The sequence below is a fragment of the Halalkalibacter krulwichiae genome (assembly GCF_002109385.1).
GTDB classification, from domain to species: Bacteria; Bacillota; Bacilli; order Bacillales; family Bacillaceae_D; genus Halalkalibacter; species Halalkalibacter krulwichiae.
The window spans coordinates 2,982,096-3,006,713 of record NZ_CP020814.1 but is presented as its reverse complement, the minus strand read 5'-3'; the positions used below and the strand labels follow the sequence as shown (position 1 = coordinate 3,006,713).

At 36.3% G+C, this 24,618-nt stretch carries 21 protein-coding genes and 3 pseudogenes; 19 read left to right on the top strand and 5 right to left on the bottom strand.

The annotated features are described in order from the left end of the window. The first annotated feature begins 3 nt into the window (after nt 1–3). The 7 genes from BkAM31D_RS15080 to BkAM31D_RS15050 all read left to right on the top strand — a co-directional run bounded on the left by BkAM31D_RS15080 (nt 4) and on the right by BkAM31D_RS15050 (nt 7,193). Complete coding sequence (locus BkAM31D_RS15080) at nt 4–1,287, top strand: hemolysin family protein (protein WP_066160691.1); 1,284 nt, start codon at nt 4–6, stop codon at nt 1,285–1,287. A gap of 675 nt (nt 1,288–1,962) precedes the next feature. Next, nucleotides 1,963–2,889: an AAA family ATPase gene (locus tag BkAM31D_RS15075; RefSeq protein ID WP_084372524.1), complete on the top strand. Its 927-nt coding sequence runs from the start codon at nt 1,963–1,965 to the stop codon at nt 2,887–2,889. 90 nt (nt 2,890–2,979) lie between these two features. Next, nucleotides 2,980–3,543 (top strand): hypothetical protein, encoded by a 564-nt coding sequence (locus BkAM31D_RS15070; RefSeq protein ID WP_157076931.1) that lies wholly within the window; start codon nt 2,980–2,982, stop codon nt 3,541–3,543. Further along, complete coding sequence (locus BkAM31D_RS15065) at nt 3,464–4,633, top strand: muconate/chloromuconate family cycloisomerase (RefSeq protein ID WP_180319879.1); 1,170 nt, start codon at nt 3,464–3,466, stop codon at nt 4,631–4,633. Before BkAM31D_RS15070 ends, BkAM31D_RS15065 begins: the two co-directional genes overlap by 80 nt. A gap of 15 nt (nt 4,634–4,648) precedes the next feature. After that, on the top strand, nt 4,649–5,371 hold the full coding sequence (locus tag BkAM31D_RS15060) for a CoA transferase subunit A (RefSeq protein ID WP_066160698.1): 723 nt from the start codon (nt 4,649–4,651) through the stop codon (nt 5,369–5,371). Further along, a complete protein-coding gene (locus BkAM31D_RS15055; protein ID WP_066160702.1) occupies nt 5,331–5,993 on the top strand; it encodes a 3-oxoacid CoA-transferase subunit B in 663 nt (220 codons plus the stop codon). Before BkAM31D_RS15060 ends, BkAM31D_RS15055 begins: the two co-directional genes overlap by 41 nt. A gap of 9 nt (nt 5,994–6,002) precedes the next feature. Next, nucleotides 6,003–7,193: a thiolase family protein gene (locus tag BkAM31D_RS15050; protein WP_066160706.1), complete on the top strand. Its 1,191-nt coding sequence runs from the start codon at nt 6,003–6,005 to the stop codon at nt 7,191–7,193. A gap of 86 nt (nt 7,194–7,279) precedes the next feature. Here the strand turns inward: BkAM31D_RS15050 and BkAM31D_RS15045 are convergent, their stop codons facing one another. The 3 genes from BkAM31D_RS15045 to BkAM31D_RS15035 are packed head-to-tail and all read right to left on the bottom strand — an operon-like array spanning nt 7,280 to nt 10,834. Beyond that, a complete protein-coding gene (locus BkAM31D_RS15045; protein ID WP_084372528.1) occupies nt 7,280–8,371 on the bottom strand; it encodes a Ger(x)C family spore germination protein in 1,092 nt (363 codons plus the stop codon). Further along, the gene (locus BkAM31D_RS15040) at nt 8,361–9,392 is read right to left on the bottom strand and encodes a GerAB/ArcD/ProY family transporter (protein ID WP_235820572.1); all 1,032 of its coding nucleotides are present in this window, start codon (nt 9,390–9,392) and stop codon (nt 8,361–8,363) included. Before BkAM31D_RS15040 ends, BkAM31D_RS15045 begins: the two co-directional genes overlap by 11 nt. A gap of 59 nt (nt 9,393–9,451) precedes the next feature. Further along, a complete protein-coding gene (locus BkAM31D_RS15035; RefSeq protein WP_066160718.1) occupies nt 9,452–10,834 on the bottom strand; it encodes a spore germination protein in 1,383 nt (460 codons plus the stop codon). Nucleotides 10,835–11,068: 234 nt separating this feature from the next. Between BkAM31D_RS15035 and BkAM31D_RS15030 the strand changes: the two genes are divergently transcribed. After that, the gene (locus BkAM31D_RS15030) at nt 11,069–11,500 is read left to right on the top strand and encodes a cell wall hydrolase (RefSeq protein ID WP_066160721.1); all 432 of its coding nucleotides are present in this window, start codon (nt 11,069–11,071) and stop codon (nt 11,498–11,500) included. Nucleotides 11,501–11,679: 179 nt separating this feature from the next. Then, nucleotides 11,680–11,916: pseudogene (locus BkAM31D_RS24445) on the top strand (NAD(P)-binding domain-containing protein); the annotation flags it as partial. 337 nt (nt 11,917–12,253) lie between these two features. On the opposite strand, the gene BkAM31D_RS15025 reads toward BkAM31D_RS24445, so the two are convergent. Beyond that, nucleotides 12,254–14,245 carry a sigma-54-dependent Fis family transcriptional regulator gene (locus BkAM31D_RS15025; protein WP_066160724.1) on the bottom strand — a complete coding sequence of 664 codons (1,992 nt, stop codon included), beginning with the start codon at nt 14,243–14,245 and terminating at the stop codon, nt 12,254–12,256. 469 nt (nt 14,246–14,714) lie between these two features. Here BkAM31D_RS15025 and BkAM31D_RS15020 point away from each other — a divergent pair, with 469 nt between their 5' ends. The 5 genes from BkAM31D_RS15020 to mnmA all read left to right on the top strand — a co-directional run bounded on the left by BkAM31D_RS15020 (nt 14,715) and on the right by mnmA (nt 20,769). Then, nucleotides 14,715–15,227, top strand: coding sequence for a 2,4'-dihydroxyacetophenone dioxygenase family protein (locus BkAM31D_RS15020; RefSeq protein WP_066160728.1), 513 nt, complete (start codon nt 14,715–14,717; stop codon nt 15,225–15,227). 576 nt (nt 15,228–15,803) lie between these two features. Beyond that, entirely contained in the window at nt 15,804–17,198 is a 1,395-nt protein-coding gene (gene ltrA / locus BkAM31D_RS15015) for a group II intron reverse transcriptase/maturase (protein ID WP_085449804.1), read from the top strand. A gap of 302 nt (nt 17,199–17,500) precedes the next feature. Next, nucleotides 17,501–17,917 (top strand): Rrf2 family transcriptional regulator, encoded by a 417-nt coding sequence (locus tag BkAM31D_RS15010; protein WP_066160669.1) that lies wholly within the window; start codon nt 17,501–17,503, stop codon nt 17,915–17,917. A gap of 675 nt (nt 17,918–18,592) precedes the next feature. Next, nucleotides 18,593–19,549, top strand: a complete 957-nt coding sequence (locus BkAM31D_RS15005; RefSeq protein ID WP_066160666.1) for an LLM class oxidoreductase — start codon at nt 18,593–18,595, stop codon at nt 19,547–19,549. A gap of 113 nt (nt 19,550–19,662) precedes the next feature. After that, entirely contained in the window at nt 19,663–20,769 is a 1,107-nt protein-coding gene (gene mnmA, locus BkAM31D_RS15000) for a tRNA 2-thiouridine(34) synthase MnmA (RefSeq protein WP_066160664.1), read from the top strand. Between the two features lie 79 nt (nt 20,770–20,848). On the opposite strand, the gene BkAM31D_RS24435 is transcribed toward mnmA, so the two are convergent. Next, nucleotides 20,849–21,292 carry an aminotransferase class I/II-fold pyridoxal phosphate-dependent enzyme gene (locus BkAM31D_RS24435; RefSeq protein WP_066160661.1) on the bottom strand — a complete coding sequence of 148 codons (444 nt, stop codon included), beginning with the start codon at nt 21,290–21,292 and terminating at the stop codon, nt 20,849–20,851. A gap of 600 nt (nt 21,293–21,892) precedes the next feature. Between BkAM31D_RS24435 and hxlR the strand changes: the two genes are divergently transcribed. From hxlR to BkAM31D_RS14975, 5 genes and pseudogenes are all read left to right on the top strand, one after another. Next, the gene (hxlR, locus tag BkAM31D_RS14990; protein WP_066160658.1) at nt 21,893–22,258 is read left to right on the top strand and encodes a transcriptional activator HxlR; all 366 of its coding nucleotides are present in this window, start codon (nt 21,893–21,895) and stop codon (nt 22,256–22,258) included. A gap of 32 nt (nt 22,259–22,290) precedes the next feature. Continuing rightward, nucleotides 22,291–22,587, top strand: a pseudogene (locus BkAM31D_RS23635) (Tn3 family transposase); the annotation flags it as partial. A gap of 141 nt (nt 22,588–22,728) precedes the next feature. Beyond that, nucleotides 22,729–22,878, top strand: coding sequence for an SDR family NAD(P)-dependent oxidoreductase (locus tag BkAM31D_RS24430; RefSeq protein ID WP_257391576.1), 150 nt, complete (start codon nt 22,729–22,731; stop codon nt 22,876–22,878). A 234-nt stretch (nt 22,879–23,112) separates the two neighbouring features. Beyond that, nucleotides 23,113–23,316 carry an SDR family oxidoreductase gene (locus BkAM31D_RS24425; RefSeq protein ID WP_235820570.1) on the top strand — a complete coding sequence of 68 codons (204 nt, stop codon included), beginning with the start codon at nt 23,113–23,115 and terminating at the stop codon, nt 23,314–23,316. Nucleotides 23,317–23,710: 394 nt separating this feature from the next. Then, nucleotides 23,711–24,304 (top strand): annotated as a pseudogene (locus BkAM31D_RS14975) (aldo/keto reductase); the annotation flags it as partial. Nucleotides 24,305–24,618: the final 314 nt, after the last annotated feature.

Below are 24,618 nucleotides of genomic sequence, written 5' to 3'. Positions count from 1 at the left end.
TAGATGGACGATGTTCCCTCGAGTTTGATTGCGTTATTTATTATATTATTAGGTTTGTCTGCATTTTTCTCCTCAGCTGAAACTGCATTTTCAAGTGTTAACAAAATCCGACTTAGAAATTATGAGGAGGAAGGAAGGCGAGGGGCTAAGAAGGCTGTAGACATTGCTGAGAATTTTGATAAGACGCTTTCAACCCTTTTGGTTGGTAATAACCTTGTGAACATTGCTGCCGCAACCCTTTCTTCACAAATTGCGATCCAGTTGTTTGGTCCTAGTCTTGGAGTATTTATTAGTACATTTGTAGTCACAATTCTTGTTTTAATTTTTGGTGAGATTATCCCGAAATCATTAGCGAAAGAATATGCTGAAGGATATGCACTAAAAACATCAGGTATTCTATTTTTGTTGATACAAGTGTTCTATCCAGTAACTTGGGTGTTTCTACAGATAAAAAAACTTGTTTCCTTTTTTGTGAAGAACAAAGAAAACGCACCATCTGTCACTGAAGAAGAAATTAAAATGCTTATACAAATCAGTGAAGACGAAGGTATTATAGGTAAGAATGAAAAAGAGATGGTACAGCGTTCCTTAGAATTTGATGATATTATTGTTCATGAAATTTTAAAACCACGTCCTGATATGATTGCGGTTGAGATCAACCAATCTGTATCTGAAATCAAGGATGTTTTCTTAAAAGAACATTTTTCAAGAATACCAGTATATGATGGGAATATTGATAATATCATTGGAATCTTGTCTGAGCGTGATTTTTTAACTGGCTATATTAAAGAGGGCGAGAAGTTAGATGTACATTCATTAATTAGGAAACCGTTATTTGTAGTCGAATCTATGAAAATCTCATCCTTGCTCCCAGAATTACAAAAGCAAAAAGTTCATATGGCTATTGTAATTGATGAATTTGGTGGCACGTCAGGATTAGTAACATTAGAGGATTTATTAGAGGAGATCGTCGGAGAGATTTGGGATGAACATGATGTGAGTGTCAATCAGGTAAAACAAGTTGGACCTTCTAGCTATCTCGTTGATTCCGATTATTCGATTGATGATTTTGTCCAGCTTGCTGATATTCATGCTCCAACGACCTCAAACCATACATTAGGTGGTTGGTTAATTGAGGAATTTCAACGAATTCCAAAAGTTGGAGAAGAGTTTCTTTATGAGAACTTGATCTTGAAGATTGAGAAGGCTGAAGAAAAAAGAGTTCGTCAAGTTCATTTAAAGATTAAGAAAAATAGTAATGAAGTTGAGCATAAACCAGCTATCTAATTAAGATTCCTCCCCTGTGAACTTATGATTCACAGGGGGATTTTTCATAAGATAGATAATGTAATACATATTAAATAAGCTATTAATCGTACTGATTTTGTTATAATTTTGTATTCTTACATGGGTGATGGTGCTTCTGACTGAATGTGTAATAGACGGATACAGTTCAGTAGGAAGTTTACTAATTTATGTGATCTCAATTGATTGTCATACTACTTATTAAACTATAGAAGCGTTAGTTCAAAAGACATTATAACCGCTCAGATTTATAAAATCTGAGCGGTTTTCTTTACCGATTGTTATCTTTTTCTCTTTTTAATACTATTGCGGTTTTACCACTGTTTACATTTTAAGAATCACCAGCAGACTTACCCTCTAATGTATTTCTGAATAACATTAAAATCACCTCATATCGATGTTCTTCACTAAAAATTCTATTCAAAAAGGCGAGAGGAAATTCATATCAAGGCAAAATAAAGGACGTTACCAAGCTTTAGATGATCTTAAAATCATTTGAACCCTAAAATAATAGTACCTTACATAGGAATTACAGATGGTGGAATAGAAAATAGAATGTAAAAAAGGAAAAATGAGGGTGAATAGAATGGAGTATAGAAAATTTGAAGAACAAATGTATCGTGTACTAAGAGGGATGGGGGTAGACAGACATCGATAATGAATTTTGTAGTAAGCTCTGATGAATATGCAGGTGTACGAGAACACGTTATAATTAATTTTAATAATTTTTTAGGTAAATTTGACTCCGGCAATATATATTTACACAATCCTCCTCTACAAATTAGTGAGCAGATTAAAAGGCTATATCCTAGCACAGAAATTAAATATCAAGATTATTCTTCTATTACTATAGAAAATTTAATAACACTTAATTCTACATATGACTCAAAAATTATTGGTCAAGAGAATGTGAAATTTGATCTGTTGCAGGCTCTTTTCCCATTGACAAGAAAGAATAGAAAAAAGCCTGTAGTTATACTGCTTTATGGGAAATCAGGAATTGGTAAAACAGAAACTGCAAAATTAATTTCCGAAGTAATTGGTGAACCTCTTTTTAGAAAGCAGTTCTCTATGTATCAAAATAATCAATTTGCTACGTACCTATTTGGAGGAGCACATTATGAAAAGAGTTTTGCCAAAGACTTATTAGATAGGGAATCAAATGTAATTTTATTAGATGAATTTGATAAAGCTCATACTTCTTTTCATAGTGCCTTTTATCAATTGTTTGATGAAGGATTTTATGAAGACCCAAATTATAGCCTAAGCTTAGAGAAATCAATAATTATTTGTACTTCTAACTATAATAATTTAAATGAAATTGAAGAGCATCTAGGAAGTCCAATCTATAATAGGTTTGACAAACTCATTCAATTTAATGACTTAAGCAATGAAGCGAAACAAAAGATTGGAGAAAAAATATTTCAAGAGTTATCTAGAGTATATGAAAATCAATTAAGTGAAGAAGTCATGCAACGTCTATCAAGTAGCTATATTAAATGTGAAAATGTAAGGCAGATTTATCATCTTATTGAAGATACTTTTTCATTACATGCTGTGTACGGAAATTTAAAAAGTTTATAACACTTCTTTTCGACAATAGGAAAGGAAACTATAAAATAAGTAACAATAGTCAAGTATCCCCATACCGTTGATTATTGGTTTGAAGGTGAAATGATGAGAAAGCCAATTGATTTAAATTCTTTGATAAGTAGTTATAAAGACTTACCGACAGAGAATTTCAATTTTTTTCAGAACTTTTTTAGTTTTTCTATGAGAGATGATGAAATCGACCAAATTGCTTCTTTTACTGATAATATATCTGTAGAAAGCAAATACCTTGGATATTTTTATGTAGGCTATAAAATACCACAAATTGATAAAGAGTTTGATTTACTGAGATTCGGAAAAGACTACATCATAAATGTGGAGATTAAAACTAAATTAAATGAAGAAAAGGCTCGAATGCAATTAGTGAAAAATAAATATTATTTATCTTCTTTAGGAAAAAAAACTAAGTTATTTACATACGTTGCAGAAGAAAATAGTCTGTATTTATTAGATGACGATGAGCTTTTTCAACCAACAGATTTCTCTACTTTTGAACTACTTCTAGTTAGTCAAAAATTAGAGCACCATACAAATATAGATGATTTATTTGACCCATCAGAATTTTTATTATCTCCATTTAATGATTGCGACAGGTTTATTAGCGGGTCCTACAGCAGTCTCTACTGACATGATCGATATTCCTCTTAAACGGATGCATCAATTTTCAGCAGCAAAGATGAATGCAAAGCCTTTTCTACTAATTCAAATTGATACAACAGAAGGCGTAACGGGAATTGGCGAAGGGACTACACCAGGAATTTGGTGGGGCGGTGAAAGTGTTGAAACAATGAAACTTGTGATTGAACACTATTTTACTCCTCTTTTAATCGGTGAAGATCCTCACCAAATTGAGAAATTATTAGTAAAATTAGATCGACATGTATTAGGCAATGAGTTTGCAAAAGCAACGGTCGAAATGGCTCTTTATGATATTGTTGGAAAACTTGCCAATGTCCCAGTGTCTCATTTTTTTGGAGGAGTCGTTCATGACGGAATTCCTGTTCGTTGGGCATTAGCTGCAGGTAGCATTGAAGCAGATATACAAGAAGGTCGGGAGAAGGTTGAGAGGCTCGAACATCATAATTTTAAAATGAAGGCTGGGACCATCCCAACAGAAGAAGATATTAAAAGGGTTATAGACGTTTCAACTGGCTTAAATGGATTAACCACTACGGGAGTTGATCCGAACGGCTCATGGGATGAACTAACAACATTGAGATGGATGGATTGCTTACACGAAGCTAATGTAGATTTTCTAGAACAACCATTACCTAAATGGGATTTTGTGGGACTTAGCCGCTTAAAGTCGACTGGTAAAGTTCCGATCATGGCCGATGAGAGTGCTAGCACGATTCAGGATGCCCTAACGTTAGCAAAAATGAATGCAGTTGATATATTTTCGCTTAAAATCCATAAGTCAGGTGGAATGAGCCGAGTGAAAAAAATAGCAGCAATTGCTGAAGCTGCGGGAATACCTTGCTTTGGAGGAACATCTTTAGAAAGTTCAATTGGAACAGCGGCTTGCTTGCATGTATATAGTACACTTCCAAATCTTACGGAAGGTTGTGAGTTGTTCGGTCCCGTTTGGTTAGCAGATGACATTGTTAAAGATCCTGTCGTTTTTAAAAATGAAAAAGTTTATGTCCCGAATAAGCCAGGGCTTGGTGTGACCCTTGATCTCGATAAGGTTGATAAATACCGTCGAAAAACGAGGTAGAAAGTGGTGAGGAAAATGAAAAAGCACACAAAACCAAATGAAATTATTTCTAAGATTAAGACAGGCGATATCATTATGGTCGGTGGCTTCGGCTTAGTAGGAGCACCTTTAACTTTAATTGATGAACTAACTCGTTACGATGTAAAAGACTTAACCATTATTAGTAATAATTTAGGTGAACCAGGGAAAGGATTAGGGATTCTACTACGACAAGGGAAGATAAAAAAAGCAGTTGGTTCCTATTTCACGAGTAATCGTGAGGTGGGAGATGCCTATAATCAAGGGAAAATAGATGCTCAACTCATGCCACAAGGAACAATGTCGGAATCGATTCGAGCAGGTGGTGCTGGTATTGGAGGATATTTTACAAAAACAAGTGTAGGGACAAAACTCGCTATAGGAAAGGAAACTAGAGAAATAGATGGCGAAATGTATGTATTCGAACCTGCTTTAAAAGCCAATGTCGCTCTTATTAAGGCTGCGAAGGCAGATACATTGGGAAATCTAGCATACTATAAAACGGCTCGGAACTTTAACCCTATGATGGCAACAGCAGCAGATTATGTCATAGCTGAAGTAGATGAAATTGTGGAAGCAGGCGAATTATCGCCAGAAGAAATTATTACTCCACATCTTTTTGTTGATGCCGTTATTACAAGTGAACTTATTTTAACTAGAGAAGGAGTGATTTCTAGGCATGCGCTCAACAAAAAAAGAGATTCAAGAATTAATTGCTAAGCGAGCAGCTGATGAGCTTCACCCGGAGTCTATCATTAATCTTGGAATCGGTATTCCGACTCTAGTCGCAAAATATGTGGATACATCTTCTGTCTTTTTTCATACAGAGAATGGGATGTTGGGTGTGGGTGAATTACCTTCAGATGAGGAGTTTGATCCTTCGTTAGTTAACGCTGGGAAATTGCCAATTGCTGAAACGGTGGGAGCTTCGTATTTTAGTAGCTCAGATTCATTTGCTATGATTCGAGGCGGACATGTTGATGTAGCAGTGTTAGGGGCTTTGGAAGTAGATGAACAAGGCTTCATTGCAAACTGGGCCGTTCCTGGAAAAAATATTATGGGTGTCGGTGGGGCAATGGACTTATTAAGTGGTGTAAAGAAAGTAATTGTAACGACCAATCATACGACGAAAACGGGTGAACCGAAAATCGTTAATCAATGCTCTTATCCGATTACATCTGTTCGGAAGGTAGATGTCATTATTACAGAGCTTGCTGTATTTACGTTTAATGATGGCCAACTACAATTAGCAGAGTTGATGCCAAATGTAACGCTTGAAGAGGTTAAGGAAAAAACGGATGCTCATTTCGAGCTTAGTCCAAATATGTTGTTAAAATCTTAGGGGATTGAGATGAGTGAAAGAGTATTTGTAGTAAGTGCCCAAAGGACTGCCGTTGGAAAGCTAGGAGGAACTTTAAAGCACATGGAACCAGACAATTTGCTTCTTCCTCTTTATAAAGATTTAATAGAGAAACAATTGGTTTTTGATGAATTAAATGAGGTTATTATAGGGCAAGCCAAACAAAGCCAGGATCAATCCAATATTGCTAGGCAATCACTACTTAAAGCGGGTCTGCCAGAGCGTTTACCAGGATACACAGTTCATCGTCAATGTGGTTCAGGGATGCAGGCAATTCAAAATGGTTTTCTAGCGATTCGATCTGGCTATGGTGATGCTTATATAGTTGGTGGTGTTGAAAGTATGAGCACAGCACCTTACTATATCCGCAATGCAAGGTATGGGTTTTTATCAGGTCATTCAGAGATTTTAGACCCAAATAAATCCAGCCAGCCGGGGTCACAGCCCGTTGAGAAATACGGTCAGCTTGTGATGGGAATGACAGCTGAAAACCTGGCTGAAGATCACCAAATTTCACGAATGGAACAAGATGAGTTTGCTTTAGTTAGTCAATTAAAGGCAAACCTTGCCATCAAATCAAAGACATTTAAAGAGGAAATTGTTCCCATTCACGTGCCACAAAAAAAAGGCGAGCCAATCATTTTTGACACGGATGAACACCCTAGACAAACAACCTTAGAAAAACTTGAAAGTCTAAAACCTGTGTTTAAAGAAAATGGTACCGTAACAGCAGGGAATTCATCTGGATTAAATGACGGTGCATCGATGCTGCTTGTTGTATCAGAAAAAAAAGTCAAGCAATATCAGCTTAAACCGTTAGTTGAAATTGTTAGTTTGGGCGTATCAGGTGTAAAGCCAGACCGGATGGGAATTGGCCCAGTCGAAGCAACGAAACAAGCACTTACCTTAGCTGACATTGATATTAATGATATTGACTTAGTTGAACTCAATGAAGCTTTTGCAGCCCAAGCCCTCGCTGTTATCAAGGAATTGAATTTGCCTCAAGACAAAGTCAATATAAACGGGGGAGCTATTGCCTTAGGTCATCCCATTGGAAATACCGGTTCGAGAATTTGTGTAACGTTAATACACTCAATGCTGAAACAAAAAGCAAAGTGGGGTTTAGCCACACTTTGTATTGCAGGAGGACAAGGAATTTCAACTATTTTTAAGACAGTTTAATGGGTATGAAAGACAAGTCATAAAGTGTGAATTAATGCTCATCAAATCACTTTGAAGTGAAGGAAACAAAAAAGGTTGATTTCCTTCTATTTAATTAAACCAGTGTCTAAGATTTTAACTTTTATACGAGGTTGAATGTCTACAGTCGTAATTGAATCTGGCCAATTTAACGTTTCCCAATTTTCTACTGTCAGTTTATTGCGAATATATTTCCCAACTCCTATGTTATCAATTTTCTCTTCTTGCATAATCGAAATAATGGAAATTGCTTCTTCTTCTAAATAAGTAGCAATTTCCTTTTCTAAAGCAAAGATTTCTTGAGTATTAGATAAATCTCTAGTTCCAATATACTCTGTTAAATACCCTGTGAAATCAACATTAATAAAGGCGTGGATGTTATCAAGATTTTCTACGTTCACAGTTATCTTAGCTTTACTTGATAAAAAATTGAATAGTGTTTTCTCATCTTCGAGCTTTATAGGAAGGTCACCCATTTTAAACTCTCCTAATAATAAAAATAATATTCGCGATTTAATTGGGTCTAAGCTCGTTTTATATTTATCATTCCTTAATAAAGCAACCCCTTCACTAAGCATTCCTCCTTTTCCAATGGTAATAATAGGGATAACAGGGTCGATTCCGTTATCGAAATAGTCTCTTGTAAAACGATATATACTAACGTCAGGGATCGTATTTAACTTTGATTCTTTTTCTAATAAAGTAACTATAGCATTATCTAATTCTGGATAGTAAGGGTATTTTTTTGTTAATAAGTCATTGGCTTTCCCTTTAACCATGGACACTTTAGCTCTTATTCCAATGCGTGGGTCCCTTTTTAAAGTGTCCATAATGTCTATAAAGCCTTCTTGAGCAAGTTCTTCTCCAATTAACACACTGCGAAGTTGACCTGAAACTAGTTTTTTTTCTGTTTGTCTCGATAGAAATATACTAGCTTCTTTACTTGAATCAGCAACCGAAGAGATGGTCTGACGCTCTTCTTCTGCTCCGTGAATTGGGAAGGAAATGGTTACGTGAAGTTGTCCATCATCTTCTTTAGATTCCGCTCGATCATATCCTATCGTGTGGATAAAGCCTAATTCTTCAACAACTTTATGGTCATCACATCCTGTGAAAAGGAGCAAGGGAAACAAAATGAATAAGAATACTTTATACATCATCTTTTCTCCTTTTTACATGTAAATATAATATTAGAATAACTGGTAGTATAATGGAAATTACAGTTTGGACATAAACGATATTCGATAACCAAAAATCAATATCATATTTTGTGAAAAGTGGGTAGGTGCCTATAAATCCAATGACACATAAAAGAACAGGAATATATGAAGCTTTAATCGATTGTATGCTCCGTTGAAACATTTCAATTGAAACAAAAAGATAAAGGGTAGCTGTTACAATGATCTTCATTAAAAAAAACATGAAATACAGTCCATCCAAACGCTCAATAAAAGGAAGTTCAATATATCTAAATAAATCAATAAGGGGATAAGATTGAGTTATCAAATGTTCAAAACTAGTGAATCCATAGCTGATAAAAGTAACAATAAGATAGACAAGCGTTGTGTAAAGGTGACCTAAGTAAATATATTTCATGGTTTTAGCAGACCTTTGAACATAATGCAAAAAGAAAAAAATTATTTCAAAACCTAAAAACGCCGAGTATACTTGAATACTTCCCTCCAATAAATTAGAACGAAATGCAAAAATAAAGGAAGTCAACCGAACGAGCTCAAAGTCAGGAAGGAGCCCCAATGGTAACAAAACCATCCATGCTGTTAAAAAAAACAAAATGACCGTTGCTTTAAAAATACTACTAATTTGACTCGTAACAAAAAAATAAATAAGCATCGTCATGATCAACATCAACCAATGTATATTTGTTAAGGGATAGTAGAGTGATTTGACAAGAAATACGTAATTTTTTGTTAGGGTAAAAGCTAATATTGTCCAAAATAAACTAAAAAAAATGTATAGAATTTTGTAGGAATATTTTGGAAGCATTTCTTCAATAATGCTATAGAGTGATTTATCGTTGCTCCACCGGTAAACGCACCCGTACAAAGAAATAAGGAAAACGACGCCTAATGATACGATAGGTATGGCTAGCCATCCATTCGTTCCGAATGTCTCTGCGGTTATACGCGGTAGTGAAAAGATGATAATTCCACTTTGGGTCATATAGACTAGGAAGAAGAGATAACTGGGATGAAGTTTTGCTGACATATAATGGCTCCTATTTATTTCTCTTTCGTTTGACTTGGCTTATTTTTGATCATTTTTAATGGTGCTCTTATGAATGTATCTTTCCAATCTGAGAATGGAGCAGTAGGTATGACGTAAGAGGAATGCAAACTTGTTAATTTTGAAATTTGGATTACGATTAAAGTAACACCAGCCATTAATCCAAAATTCCCCAATATACCAGCAAGAAAGATTAATCCAAACCTGGCTAATCTTATTGAAGCACTCATAATAATATGAGGAACGACATAGGATGCCATGGCAGAAACCGCGACAATAACGATGAGGATATTACTTGTAAACCCTGCTTGTACAGCTGCTGTACCAATAACAATCCCTCCAACAATCCCGATCGTTTGTCCAATCTTTGTAGGTAATCTCGCACCAGCTTCTCGTAATAGCTCTATCGTAAATTCCATGAGTAACGCTTCGTAAATAGGTTGGAATGGGACTTTTGCTCTGGATTCGATTAAGCTTAGTAAAAGATCATTAGGAATCATTTCATAATGAAACATAGTAATGGATACATATAGTGCAGTAAAAGTCAAAGTGATGAATAAGGCGATGTAACGTAAAAATCTAGATGCTGTTCCTAATAACCATCGTTGGTTATAATCATCTGGAGATTGAAAATGCTCCCAAAAGGTTGTCGGTGCACTAAAAGCATAAGGGCTACCATCCAATAATCCAACTACTTTTCCTTCTAATAATTTGGAAACAGCGACATCGGGTCGTTCAGTCGTTAAGTATTGTGGAAACAAAGAGAAGGGATGTTCATCAATATATTCCATGATCATATTTAAATCATGCAGTCCATCCACTTCAATAGAGTTTATTTTCTCTCTCACATCTGAAATGTGATGATCAGGAGTTACTCCCTCAATATAAATTACATTCATTTTTGTATTCGTTACATATCCAACTTGAAGGTTTAGGACTTTTAATTTTTCCGATTGAATTCTTCTTCTGATACAGGATAAGTTCATCTCAATTGATTCAACGAATGCTTCACGCGGTCCAACAATAGCCGTTTCAATTTGAGCTGCAGTTATATCCCTTGTCTTTGGTGTGTAAAGGTCGATCAGATAGATGTTTTTTCTTTTATAAAAAATAGCAGCATTCCCAGCTAATATTCCTTTTATAATGGTCTTTGTATCTTTTGCTTCTTGATATTGAAATCGATTTAATACATCCATTACTTCACTTTCACTTATTTTCGATAAGGGCTGTAATACATCTTGTTCAAGTTCTTGTGTTCCAACTAAGTGATCAAAATATAAAATGATAATATTCAGTTCGGGAAACGTTCTAGTAGTTAGATCATCACAAGGATGTAATTTCTTTTTTACTTCATCTAATAAAGTCATTTGTAAATACATGGCTTGTTCCTCTTCAATAGATTGTCATTTCCCTAATTTCCCCACAATATATCAAAATATGCAGTACGAAGGAAAATTTATTGAAAGGTGATGGGTGCAATATGCTTTCCTATGTGAGGAGACGTTAATTTTAGAAATACTTTATGTTGATTTTTTAATATGTATTAAACTGAACAATTCGACATATTATTTGTTGATTAGCGATTGCCAATCTTTCATAAAGGGGGGATCCATTTGGCGGTTATTCAGACAAATGCGAATGATAGGAAATTGCTTGCTAGGTTAATTAGAGCAGAGGCTGAAGGTGAAGGCGAATTAGGTATGTTACTTGTAGCAAATGTTTGTGTCAACCGTGTGCGAGTAAGATGTTTGGATTTTGTTGATATTAATACGATTGAACGAATGGTTTGGCAATCACCCGGAGGATTTGAAGCAGTTCATTTTCCTTATTTTTATCAAAGAGCGAGAGAAAGAGAGGTACGATTAGCCCAGCGAATTATTAACGGGGAAAGACATCGTCCCGCTGAATTTGCTTTGTGGTTCTTTCGACCAGATGGGCCATGTCCAGAACAATGGTGGGGGCAATGGAACTCAGGACGTTATAAGCAGCACTGCTTTTACATCCCTATTGAATCAGATTGCCCAGATGTTTATGGAGTATTTTAACAAGTTAAAGCATTGAACTCTGCCTCTTCTTGATTTCTATTATTATCTTAATCAAGAGTATTTTAAAAGCTAGATGCAACCTATTCCTATCTAAGTGGCTAGACGCTTTATAATTAACCTTGTAGAAAGTAAAAAGATGGGAAAGCAAGCCAAGTCTTTTTGTCCAGCTTAGTCGTCTCAAAGTCGGAATAAGCTTTATGGATGTTGGTGCTTCTGGTGGGTGGGAAAGAAGGAGCACGTAATGGAGCATACTACATGTTGGCGGAGACCCTGAAGCATGGAGAATCGTTGAGCCTATTTTCAAAGATACCACAGTAGAAAATAGTTTCATTTATGCAGGAAAGGCCGGGAGTAGTCACTTCTTAAAGATGGTACACAACGGGATTGATAATTGGATGATGGCACCAATAGGTGAAGCCATTTGGTAAAAATATATTATTGAACTTGGGCGACAACTTTTTCTCTTTTACGGAATCCCGCTAGGAACAATGTAGCTAAGCCAAACTCTTGCCGGGCGTCATATGGTCCTCTTTAACCATCGAGTAATTTGTAAAAGTGTTTGCTTACTTTTGGTTTCGAGTTGAATAAGAACGTTGAGACAATACGTGATGAGCGCTAAAAACAGTTGATTATGTACCCTTCGCTATAGCCAAAAAAAGTTTTGATTTTCACATTACCTTTTCACTAAATAGTTGTTTATCTCAAATTCAATAAATGCATTCCTTTTTGGTTAAAGAAATGCATTTATTGTGTCTACTTTAATGATGAGGACGTAGGATCTCTTCTTTTAAGTTTCTTATAAATCGTACTTCGATGAATACCTAGTCTTTTTGCTGTTTCTGTTACATTACCATTTAGCTCATCTAATACAGCAAGAATCGTATCTAACTCCTGCTCTTTTAGTGATTGTACCTTCTTCTTTGAAACAAAAGATTGGTGAGATGAATGAGAAAGATTAATGGGATTTCCTGTATAATTAAAGGTTTGCTCTTCGGCCAATTCTTTTGGAAGGTCAACTCTAGTAATGACATTTCCTTTTACCTTCACCGCCATTTGATAGGCAAGATTTCTCAGTTCACGAACATTTCCAGGCCAGTCATATCTTTTCAAAGCAAGTAAAGCTTGATCATTTATTAAAAGAGGTGGCCTCCTTAAATCGATACAAATTTTCTTTAGCAAATGCTCGAAGATTAATGGAATATCTCCTGATCTTTCACGGAGTGGAGGTACTTTCAAAGAAAGAATATTAAGCCGATAATATAGATCTTTGCGAAATTTACCTTCTTCACATGCCTTTTTTAAATCACAATTCGTTGCAGCAATGACTCGAACATTCAACTTGATCGGTTGTTTTCCACCAAGGCGAACAACCTCACCTTCTTCAAGGACCCGTAATAACATCGTTTGTAAATCTAATGGCATCTCTCCGATTTCATCTAAAAATATCGTACCGCCTTCAGCTAGTTGAAACTTTCCAGACTTTCCTCCTTTTTGGCCTCCTGTAAATGTTCCCTCTTCATATCCGAATAATTCACTTGCAGCAAGTTCTTTTGGTATTGCTCCACAGTTAACTGCTACAAAAGCTCCCGAAGACCGAAGACTTGATGAGTGAATAGATTGGGCTAATAACTCTTTTCCCGTTCCACTTTCACCCTCAATTAATACTGGTAAATCTATACTTGCAACTGAGCGTGCCTCTGTTATAAATGATAAAAATTTATCGGATAGTCCAATCATACTTGAAAAGGAGTGTTTTGTTGAATTCACTGTATTGTTTGAAGGTATGACTGGTGGAATAGCATATAGTATAGCTCCTATTTGATACTCTTGGTAAAAGTAAGGTATGACTTCAAAAGTCCATATTCCATCTCTTTTCTCAATCTGCCAACTATATTTAGCTTCTTTCCATAAAATTTCTTTATTTAATTCATTGAAATAATTACTTTTGTCTATCCACCCATTTTCATAAAATAGAGGAGATGCTCTAATAACTTTACAGCCACGATCAATTATAGCAAAATGTTTATTTGATTTTTTTTCGGATATTTCTATATAGTGCTCCATTAAGAGGAACTGTTCGAATTTTAATCGGTTGAGAAGCTTTTCCTCAACTAGTTGAGCTACAGAAATTACAGTTGTAAGGGAGTGAGGATGTACTGTATCCCAAATACCTGTTAAATTAATAGCTCCAAGCACCTTATTTGTAGCTGGGTCTTTAATAGGCGCAGCTGAACAAACCCAATTGTGGACTGGTTGACAGAAATGTTCACCAGCAAATACTTGCATAGGATGTCCGGTAGCCAGTGCTGCTCCCATTCCATTGGTCCCAGCATGATGTTCAGCCCATGACGTACCAGCAATGAAGTTGATATTTTCTGCTTTCTGTCTAAGTGATGAAACTCCATCTAAATACACAATTTCACCATTTTGATTACAAAAAACTAATAAATAGCCTGAATCTTTCACTGTATTATTTAAATTAATAAGTAGAGGTTCTATAGTTGAGAAAATGGGATTAGAAGATTGATATTCTTGAATTTTCTCTTCAGATAAAATGAGAGGGGCTTTCCCTTCTAGTGGGTGCACCCCATGACGTAATGAGCGTTTCCAAGATTGATGTGTTAAATGACGCACTTTAGGGGCTGAGTTCTTATCCAATATAAAATGTTCCCAAGCTCTCTCAACCCTGATTTTTTCATTCATAGGGGAGCAGACATTGTCTAAAGAAATATATAGATCATTCACATTATCATCATCCTTTGTGATGTAATTAAAAGAAATTAAATCAGAATATTTTAAAAAAACAAAGCAAAGTTATATGTAATCGCTTTCAATATCCTGTGTTTTAAAAATCGAATGCTTGGGAGTAGAAATATGTTATGAACAAAATTTCTAGTATAAAACAATATTATAAACTAAATGGACTGAATTTTCACTCCTTAAAATAAAATTAAGATATATATGTTGACCGTTTAGAATGTCGCCATTTTCTTCACTCAATGATGCCAATATCTACAATGTCGAAACTTTCAACACATCACTTAAACCTACAGATGATTTTACATTATTAAGATTTGTTACAAGTCATTGATAATCCGTACAGTTATCTGTTTTTTTGTTACTTTTAGATACAATACAAATTTTTGGCATAGCATTTGCAATATAAAAAAGTGAAAGTTAAATAACTTCATTTTATTTTATAGGAGGAATTAAAATGGAAACAAAAGCATCAACTCGAACAATTGATCAGGAAATGAATGAATTTACGGAACGCTTTATGCTTCCAGATCGAGTTAGCCACTCTCCAGAAATGCAATGGATGCCATTTTCTGATGATGGTTGTTGGTTCAAGCCGCTTCGGTTCGATCTTACAACAGGACTATGGATTATGCTGTTTAAGGTAGAAAAAGGAGCTGTCCTTTCTCGTCATCGCCATACGGGTGGTTCTGTTACCGGTTACGTAATTGAAGGAAAGTGGCATTATCTCGAAAAAGATTGGGAAGCAAACGAGGGAACTCTTATTTTTGAGCCGCCAGGTGATATCCATACTCTTTGTGCAGATCCAGAACTTGGCATGACAACGCTATTTACGGTTACTGGAAGTATCCAGTTTTTTGACGCGAATGGTACTATTACTCGAGAAGATGATGTGTTCACCATGTACAAGCGCTATCGTCATTATTGTGAAGAATATGGGATTGAGCCAAACGTTGATTTGATCTTCTAATTTTAAATAGGAAGGTAGAGCGTCCCTTAACTTCGATGTACCTACTTTTTTGTATGCGATTACATCCTATAAAGATATTGCTGAGTTGTGTCATATACTATTTCAAAAAGGGATAAATAAAAATGCTGTCAAGAAAGTCTTGGCAGCTTTTTATAGTGTGCCCGGCATGTCTAACAGCTAGGTGGTGTAAGTCCACTACAGGCTTGGCAGTGGGAACTGTTAGCGAATGGCAAGGGTGTCTAGGGTGACCTAGAATCTGAAGGAAGCCGGACGCAAAATCTCGGGACAACGAACAGAAACTGGATATAAGGCTGGCTGGGGACGGACGAGTTTCCTATACAAAACGAAGTCCAACACTGCCCGAATCTCCTACAGTAAATCCAGTGTCTACGAGAGGAAAGCGGTTAGACTTACCCGGGGAGGTCTTACCGGGGTTTTCGAGATGAAGAAATTTCATAAGAAAACAACGAGTTCAGTGATGAGCTTGTGAACGGTAAGAAGTCAGCAGAGGTCATAGTAGTCCAGTGGATGAAGGACCGAACAATAAGAATCTTGGAACTAACGGAGGTGAGAAGTATGCATCGACCACAGAAAACATCAAAAGATGGCTACCTGCTAGAACATAAGGTGGAACCTGAACATAAAGCGGAAGCGTGCAGTATACTTCACGCTGAACCTAGAAGAAGAGATGGTGAAAGTTCAGAATTGATCAGCGAGATTATTGATCGAGATAACCTCAATAGGGCTTATAAAAGAGTCAAGAAGAACAAAGGAAAACCTGGGATAGACGGAATGACGGTAGACAAATTGCCACTATTCTTAGCCGAAGAGAGAAGGTCTCTTGTGCTTTCCATTAAAGATGGAACGTATCAACCACAACCCGTTAAGCGGGTTGAAATTCCGAAGCAGGATGGTTCAAAAAGAAAGCTAGGAATTCCCACGGTCAAAGACCGACTTGTCCAACAAGCGATTCTTCAAGTAATTGAAAAATGGATCAACCCCCATTTCTCCGAAAACAGTTTTGGCTTCCGCCCAAACCGAAGTGCTCACGACGCAATCGGAAAAGCAAAACAGTACTATGAAGAGAGATACCGATACGTGGTAGACATTGATATGAAGCAGTACTTCGATACAGTCAACCATGATAAACTCATGTATCATGTAGAGGAATTTATTCAGGACCCAATAGTGCTTAAGCTAATTCGTAAATTCCTGCGAAGTGGCATTATGATTGGTGAAAAATATGAGCCAAGCGAGGTTGGAACTCCTCAAGGAGGAAATCTATCACCGCTTCTTAGTAACGCCTATCTTCACCAACTGGACCTAGAACTAGAAAGGCGTGGTCATAAGTTTATCCGCTACGCAGATGACTGTAACATTTACGTGAAAAGCCAAAGGGCTGGAGAGAGAGTATTAAAAAGCATTACAAAATTTCTTGAAGAAAAACTAAAGCTAACGGTGAATAAGGAGAAGAGTGAAGTTGGTAAACCGACGAAACGGAAGTTTCTAGGGTTCTGTATACATCCAACAAGAAATGGAGCACAAGTCCGTCCGCATACTAAGGCGAAAAAGAGCCTCGAAGAAAAAGTAGGAAAACTAACTTCCCGCAAACGACCAGGAGAGATCCGTGAGATCATCAAGGAGGTCAACCAAGTAACTAGGGGGTGGATCAACTATTATGGGGTTGGTCTTGTGAAAACCTATGTTCAAGAAATTGATCGTTGGATACGTCGAAGGATTAGACAAATAATCTGGAAAAGGTGGAAGAAGGTTAAAACTCGCTTTAAAAGTCTTATCAAACTAAAAATCCCCAAACAAAAGGCTTGGGAGTGGGCAAACACTCGGAAAGGCTACTGGCATATTTCAAATAGTTTCATCTTAAATACCGCGATACCAAATCATCTTCTTGAACGAATTGGATTACTCAATCTTACTCAACTATATTCCTCGATAAATTCTAAACACACTTAACTTATTGAACCGCCGTATACGGACCCGTACGTACGGTGGTGTGAGAGGTCGGAGGCTAAACACCTCCTCCTACTCGATTGTTAAATACAAGCTATAAGGAAAACGAGAGAGTGGTAATTTTTGATAATGATATACAATGGGATTGAGTCTGACAGGAATTGGCAAAGAATTTGAGGTGTTAAAAAAGTAAATTCAATTTTTATTACTAAAAATTGGCATAAAAAGTAATTAATCATTTCATTGACTTTTCTAACTGTATTAATTATTATTACAGTACAGGTGCCAGGAGGAAGTGAAATCCAGTGAATAGTGAATTTACGATAGCCGTTCATAGCTTAGTTCTTTTAGCGCATTTGCCTGATCATATGGCAAGTAGTCAAAAGATTGCGGACAATGTTTCCACAAATCCAGCAAGAATTCGTAAAATAATGAGTTATTTGCGTAAACATGGATTTGTTCGAACAAAAGAAGGAATAGGAGGAGGCTACATTCTTCAAAGAGATCCTGATGAAATTACATTGGGGCAAATTTATCGCTCAGTGTCAGGTGGAACGATTAAACCCAATTGGTGCTCTGGAGACCCTGAAGAGGAATGTGTGGTTGCTTCTAATATTCAACTTGTGATGGATGAGGTGTTTGAGGAAACCGATCAATATTTTTCAGCTTACCTCGATCGTATTTCAATTGCATCCATTTTAAAGAAAGTAAAACAATGTTAATAAGTTGTTTTATTTTTGAACTAAGTGTAATATTTTTTGTTACAGATGGTACATGCTATTTTAGTTTGATGGTTTAAGTTTCCTTTTGTATAAACTGTAACTATTTTTATAACATTTATTGCAGTGAGAATAAGATAATCTAGTTTTATTTGCTAACGCCGAACAGAATATTGCTAGTACTAGTGAAGTCTTATTTATAAATGCTAGATAAAATGTAACTATTTTTATTTCAGTTAACTTCGGTAAATCCTCTCAATACTTGTTCGATTTTACGTCGTATAGGGTTTAATTTAATAGAATTTAAACTTGATGGATCAAGGACAATTAAAAAATCAGTATAAATAAGAGGTTCAGATCGAAAAAACACAGAAAGGTATGATAAATGTATGGTTATGTCAAATCCAAAACATAGACACGTTTGCGACAGATGCTTAACGATAACTAAAGAAAGTAATCATTGTCCTAAATGTGGTCATTCCGAATTACGACCATTCATGTTTTTTTTACAAAGTGGGGCCAAATATCATGTCGCGAATCCAAATTCAGTGAAGCAAGAAACTGCATAATAAACAGGGAAGTTCACATATTCGCTAAGGAAGACTGATTGGTTAGTCTATGTAGTTTTTAGAGGAAGTCAAGTTAAATTCAACATTGAAAGGGGAGAGGTTAAAAAGTATGAATAAATTTGAAAAGCACAAAGGTTATTCACGCACATTTCAAGAAAACAAACTTTCACTTGGTTTATTCTTTCCTTTAGAAGCATATAAGGGAAGTATCCCAGTTATGGATTTAAAGCATCAAGTAGATCTTGCTCAAATCGCTGAGGAAGCTAATTTTGCTTCTTTATTTGTTAGAGATGTTCCGTTAAGTGACCCGACTTTCGGTGATGTTGGACAAATTTATGATCCTTGGGTTTTTCTAGGTTATATCGCTGCTCACACAAAAGAGATTGCATTAGGGACAGGGAGTATTGTGACAACTTTACGTCATCCTTTACATCTAGCAAAAGCTGCCGCATCTGTTGATCATATATCTAACCAAAGGCTTCTTTTGGGTATTGCAACTGGGGACCGACCTATTGAATTTTCAGCATATAAAGTTAACCGAGAAGAACGGATCGAATTATTTCAAGAGTCACTTTTTGTTATGAAAGAGGCATGGAAACAGTCATTCCCACTGATCAACTCACAAAGAGTTGGAATAGAACAAGGAGACGTCTTGCCAAAACCAGTTTTATCAGATATTCCTGTTTTCGTGACAGGTCGTTCAGGGCAGTCACTAGAGTGGATAGCTGAAAACAGTGACGGTTGGATTAGTTACCCGCGAAATATTGATGTACAAGCTGAACTCATTAATGATTGGCGTTCCTTAACGTATGATTTCCAGCCATTTTCTCAATCACTTTATATTGATTTAGCAAAAGATCCGGATGAAGGTCCTACTCCTATTCACCTTGGGTTTAGGAGCGGATACAAATTTTTAATTGAATTTCTGAATCGCTTACAAGAAATTGGAGTTAATCATGTTATTCTGAATCTAAAATATGGTCAACGTCCGGCAAAGGATGTAATTAACGAATTAGGCGAAAAGGTAGTACCTCAGTTTCCTGTATTTAAACAACAGACCATATAATCTAGTACAAATAGAGCTGATGCATCAGGGATTGAAGAATAAGTAACAAAAAAAGTAGCAAATTTAAAAGGAAATTTTTAAATTGAATAAGGGATCAAAAGGTGGTGAAAGGTATGAAGAAACGACCAGAAGATACAAGGGTAGTAGTCGGTATGTCTGGTGGTGTTGATTCATCGGTTACAGCTTTGCTTCTTAAAGAGCAAGGATATGATGTAGTTGGTATTTTTATGAAAAATTGGGATGATACTGATGAAAGTGGTTTCTGTACAGCAACTGAAGACTACGAAGATGTGATTAAGGTTTGTAATCAAATTGGGATCCCGTATTATGCTGTTAATTTTGAAAAACAGTATTGGGATAAAGTCTTCACATACTTCCTAGAGGAGTACAAATCAGGTCGGACACCTAATCCTGACGTCATGTGTAATAAAGAGATCAAATTTAAGGCCTTTTTAAATCATGCGATGTTACTTGGGGCTGACTATATCGCAACAGGTCACTATGCACGAGTCGAAGAAAAAGATGGACAATTCGGATTGCTGCGGGGTGCTGATCATAATAAAGATCAATCATACTTCCTTAATGCTCTTTCTCAAAAGCAATTATCGAAAACTATGTTTCCGCTTGGGCATTTATCCAAAAAAGAAGTGCGTGAGATTGCGATAGAGGCAGGTCTTGCAACAGCAAAGAAAAAAGATAGTACAGGTATTTGTTTTATCGGTGAACGAAATTTCAAGGAATTTCTAAGTGGCTTTTTGCCAGCCCAACCTGGTGAAATGCAAACCTTAGATGGTGAATTTAAAGGTCACCATGATGGTCTTATGTATTATACTATTGGTCAACGTCAAGGTCTTGGCATTGGCGGATCGGGGGAGCCTTGGTTTGTCATTGGTAAAGACTTAAAGCGTAATGTTTTGATTGTTGGACAAGGGTTTCATAACGAAGGACTTTATTCAGAAGGTTTAGAGGCTATTGGTATGAATTGGATTAAAACAGATCTAACTTTTAAGCAAGACTTTAGTTGTACCGCCAAGATGAGATACCGTCAAGAGGATCAACAGGTAACAGTGTATCCAAAAGAAGATGGAACAGCTAGCATCTATTTTCACGAACCGGAGCGCGCTGTTACACCAGGACAAGCTGTTGTACTGTATGATGGCGATGTTTGTATTGGTGGGGGAACAATAGATCGTGTGATTAAAAAATGGGAGAATGCCTAATTGGCATTTTCCTTTTTTAAAAGATAAGAAAGTATAAAATTTTGCCACATTCTAAATGTTTTAGTGCAATGTTTCCTTTTTACTTTATTGGATGAAGTGTAATCTTATAAATATCACTTTTAGGAAGGTGGAGTTCGGCTATATTCCTATTCTCTAGTTCCTCTTCAGCAATCTCTACAGTTATATCACCTAAAAATGCTTTATTATTTGTGAATAATTTTATGTGAAGGGTGTTAAGAAAGGTCTGCAGACTTGTATCAATCTGTTTGCTTCGACGATCTAATTGCTTAACTAAATGTTGAATATGTGATTCAAATTCGCTGGACTCAATAAAATTATTGGCAATCCATTGAGAATGGCTTCCATGCCCAAAATCGACCTGCTGTTTTGCATCTGACAATCTTTCAATGACAGAGTTCGGTCCGATAATCCAGCCTATTCTTAGGTCAGAAGCAATGATTTTTGATAAAGAGCTTATGTATAATATATTTCCATTTTGATCAAGGGATTTAAGGGTCTTCATTTTTTCACCTGCAGTATGGATTATCCTCCACAATTGGAATGCCATAATCCAAAAGATAGTTTTCAGGCCTTTTCTTCGGTGGTTTTTAGATAATAATGTAACCGTTGGATTTTGGAATATGGGATTAAAAAGATCATTTTAATTGGTGCTTTTTATATAATGCAGTGATAACGTTCGGATCGATCCCATCCTTACCTGTTTTTAAGTAACAGGTTTTGATTTCGGCAGATTAAAGATGGGGAGGCTGTAGTGATAAGAAGGATCTTCGATCACCCGACCACAAGCTGCAACTCTTGCTGTGCCCCTTAGGTAATCAAGATAGATGAAGAGTCAGCCTTATGTCTCAGAAAGCAGCTTTCACTTCTTTCACCAATTCAATGGCTCCTGGAATATCTACATGATCTAATGCCCTTATATAATAGTATAATTGTGCCGTTTAGCTTCTTTTGCACGTTGTCCTTGCATCCAATTGATAGCTATTTACTAACGGTACGATAATCAATATACTGGGTATGTTACTAATTTAAAAGTATACACTTTTTTATCGTATAGTAACAAAAAGTATACTATGAGACATAATAAGAGTTGGAGGTGAAATAAATGCCGAATCTTGGGGAAAAAGTGTTTAATTGTGAAAAAGAATTGACTCTTTCGATTATTGGAGGAAAATGGAAAATGCTGGTGTTGTGGCATCTGGGAAAAGAAGGAACTAAACGTTTTGGTGAACTAAAGGCCCTCATGCCTGGTATCACTCAAAGAATGCTTGTTAATCAACTACGTGAACTTGAAGACCATTTGATTGTTCATCGAGAAGTTTATCCTGTCGTTCCGCCAAAAGTTGAATATTCACTCACTGAGTATGGAAGAAGCCTGATGCCTATTCTGGATGCTATGTATGACTGGGGTAAAGATTATATTAAGAATGTATTGGAAAAAGAAACAGAAAACAAATCGTCTATCCAGTAAGAGTTTCTCCTAGGGGTTCGAAAAAGTGTAAACACTGGCAAAATCTGCTCTAAGGAGTTCTTTCTATCAAAGCCGGTAATATATTACCCTCTACACTACTCAGAAAACTAAGTAACTTAGTAAAAAACCGATTATATCAAGCTTTTAGGGAATTAGAAAGGATTGTATGAACTGTATTTTTGCTTAAATATATTTCTGATATAAAACTAAGAGAGCAAATTGGTGCTAGTACAAACAAAGTTGAAGCATATAACGGCTTTTCCAAATGGCTATTTTTTGGTGGTGATTGCATCATTTCAGAAAATGATCCAGAAGAAAAGCGAATTAAATAGAATGATTTAGTTGCCAACGCAGTAATATTCCAAAATGTATGTGACATTACACTTATTTTTGTGAGAACTTTCTAAAGAAGGCTATGTATTTTCATATGAATAAAGGATGTTATGACGTTGTCATTAAGAGGAAAAAGAGTGGTTGTTTTAGGAGGTACATCTGGTATTGGTTTAGCCGCTGCTAAGGCGTTTCTCGATGAATCCGCTCAAGTCATTATTGCTAGCCGTTCTGCTTCAAAATTATCTGACTCAAAAGTGAAGCTTGGTGGTAACGTAAAGGGCCTATGAAATCGACTTTCGCAGCGAGGAAAAGGTTGCTGACTTTTTCAAGAAGATTGGGAAATTTGATCACCTGGTGGTTACTGCTGGTGAAGGAGCTATGGGTCACTTTAGTGAACTGCCTGTTGCAACCGTAAGAGAGGCTTTTGATAGTAGTTCTGGGGCAGTATATTTCGGTTCGTACTGCTCTTCCATACTTGAATAATGAAAGTTCTATTACATTAAACTTCTGGTGTATATCGTGTGCGTCCTCCTCAAGGTGCAACGACTCTAGCTTCCATTAATTCAGCAATTGATGGATTAGTACTAGGACTTTCAATAGACCTGGCACCTATCAGAGTAAACGTGGTATCACCTGGGATCGTTGACACTCCTCTTTATGGCGGAATTTCAAAAGATCAAAGTCAAGATATGTACCATGGGATTGCTAAGCAATTACCTGTCTGACGTGTTGCTCAACCTAAAGATATAGCTGAAGCCTATGGTTACCTAGTGGAAAATGGGTTTACAACTGGCAAATCGTCTCTTATCGATGGAGGAGCTAATGATTTCAAAGTCGATTGATAAATTGATTTAGAATAGAAGTGGTGAGGATGACTCAAAGTGTAACACTTATAGGCGATCCTCACTTCTTTGTTTGTTTTTTTGCACAGACGGAAGCAGAAATGGCCATATAATGCAACAAAGAAGGATTTTTTTGGTTGCGGAAATTCTAAATATATGCGACTTTTTACGAAGACACGTTAACATTCTACTTCTATGATACCCAAATACATAAAAGAGGTCGAGCCTAATGGATGAAAAGAAAAGAGCGGAAATTAAAAATGCATTAGCCAAACACGTAGATAAGATTTCAAAAGCATGTGAAAACAGCTTAAAACGGCTCGGAACAGACTACTTGGACTTATATCTTCTCCACTGGAGAGGACGTATTCCTTTAGAGGAGACAATTGAAGGAATGGAAAAACTACGTGAAGAAGGGAAAATTTTAAGATGGGGCGTCTCTAATTTTGACACGGCTGATATGGAAGAGCTATGGAACACTTCAAGTGGAAAAAATTGTATGACGAACCAAGTGCTATACCATTTAGGTTCAAGAGGTATCGACTTCGTTCTCTTACCTTGGCAGCGTGAACATAACATGCCAATCATGGCCTACAGTCCCCTTGCTCAAGGAGGCTCTTTAAGAAGTCAGCTTTTAAACGATCCAGCTATTGATGATATTGCTGACAAATACAATGTCCAACCATTACAAATCGCTCTTGCTTGGACCATCCGTTCGAATAAAGTCATCGCTATTCCAAAAGCGGTTCAAGATGAACATGTTTTAGCAAATGCTGAAGCAGCAACAATTGAGTTTACTGAAGAAGATCTCAGTAGAATTGATCAAGTATTTCCTAACCCTACTAGGAAAATGCCATTGGATATTATTTGAAAATTCACTTTAAAAAAGGACTCTTGTTGGAGTTGCTGACAATCTAATAGAAATTTCAAAAAACTGTGTAGAATTTATTCCATACAGTTTTTTTATCGGGAAATTTAATATCCTTATCGAATTATTCTCTCATCAAAACCCTATTTAGTTAGTTTTTGTTTAATGTTATTCGTTAAAAAAAGAAAAGGGATATACAAATATATAAAATAGAAGCCGACAGATGAGTATAAATCAGTTAATCGTTCTATCTGTTTATGGCTCTCTAATAGCTTAGCACAGAATGAAGTTCACCAGTTAAATTGTTGATTTAGAGA